Genomic DNA, 1,473 nt, shown 5'->3' with positions numbered 1-1,473 from the left:
TCTCCCCCCAACAGGGGGGAGAGGGTCGGGGTGAGGGGGGCGCCCCCGCCGCCGCTACGCCGCCTTCCGCCGCCCCGCCGCACGACGCCCGCCCGCACGCCCGGCCTCCGCCGCCGCCTCCTCGCCCTCCAGCGCCGCGAGGAATTGCTTGCACCAGCTGGTCGCGGTGGTCGCACGCACCGCCGCCTCCATCGTCGTCCAGCGCGCCAGCCGCTCCTCCGCCGGCATGGTCAGCGCGACGTCCAGCGCCTCCGCGATGTCGTCGGGATCGAGCGGGTTCACCAGCACCGCGCCCTGCAGCTCGCCCGCCGCGCCGGCGAAGCGCGACAGCACCAGCACGCCCGGCGCCTCGGGGTCCTGCGCGGCGACGTACTCCTTCGCCACCAGGTTCATCCCGTCGCGCAGCGGCGTCACCAGCCCGATCTTCGCCAGCCGCATGTAGCCCGCGAGCGTCGGCCGCGCGACGGCGCGCGTGATGTAGCGGATCGGGCCCCAGTCCGGCTCGGCATACTGGCCGTTGATGCGCCCCACGCTCTCGTCCAGTTCGCGGCGCAGGGCGCGGTACTGCGCCACGTCGCCGCGGCTGACCGGGGCGACCTGCAGGAAGGTGATCTTGGCGCGGTGGCGCGGGAAGCGTTCCAGCAGCTTGCCGAAGCCCGCGATGCGTTGCGGCAGGCCCTTGGTGTAGTCCAGCCGGTCCACGCCGATCGCCAGCGCGCGGCCGGCCAGCGAGGCGCGCAGCTGGTCGACCTCCTTCGTGCGGTAGCGCCGCGCGGCCAGGGCGGCGAAACCCGCCGTGTCGATGCCGATGGGGAAGGCGCCGACGCGCGGCGCCACCGCTGCCTCTCCCGCCGCGATCAGTGCGCCGCGCAGGTTCTCCGCATCGTCCTCGGTCTGCACGCCGATCGTATCGACCGCCGCAAGCCCGGCCAGGATCGCCTGCGCGTTCGGCAGGCCCAGGAAGACCTGGCGCGGCGGGAAGGGCACGTGCAGGAAGAAGCCGATCCTCTGCCGGCAGCCCAGCGCGCGCAGCTCCGCCGCCAGCAGGAACAAATGGAAGTCGTGCACCCAGATCACGTCGTCCGGGCGCAGCAGCGGCGCCAGCGCGGCGGCGAAGGCGGCGTTCACGCGGCGATAGCCGATCCAGTCCTCGCGCGCGAAGCGCGCCACACCTAGCCGGTAGTGCAGCACCGGCCATAGCGCCGCGTTGGAGAAGCCCTGGTAGTAGTGGCGGTAGTCGGCCTCCCCCAGGTCGAGCGTCGCGTAGGTGGTGCGGCCCTGGCGCAGCTCGCGCGGCGTGGTGGCGGTCTCGGCCGCGGTGCCGCCGGACCAGCCGAACCACACGGCCTCGCGCCGCGTCAGCGCGTCCTTGAGCGCCACCGCCAGCCCGCCGGCGCTGGCGCCGCGCTCGCGCGGGTCGGGCACGCGGTTGGCCACGATCACCAGGCGGCTCATCGCGGCGCGTCCTCCGCG

The 1,473-nt window shown here is 74.8% G+C and carries 1 protein-coding gene; it reads right to left on the bottom strand.

The window, feature by feature from the left end:
• Window positions 1-54: 54 nt before the first annotated feature.
• On the bottom strand, window positions 55-1,473 hold a 1,419-nt coding region (locus OZN99_RS31385), incomplete at its 5' end, for an alpha,alpha-trehalose-phosphate synthase (UDP-forming) (protein ID WP_333779796.1).

This window comes from Falsiroseomonas oryzae (genome assembly GCF_027856955.1).
In the GTDB taxonomy this organism is placed as follows: Bacteria; Pseudomonadota; Alphaproteobacteria; order Acetobacterales; family Acetobacteraceae; genus Falsiroseomonas; species Falsiroseomonas oryzae.
The sequence above is the reverse complement of the archived record's forward strand: the minus strand, read 5'-3'. Positions and strand labels throughout refer to the sequence as shown.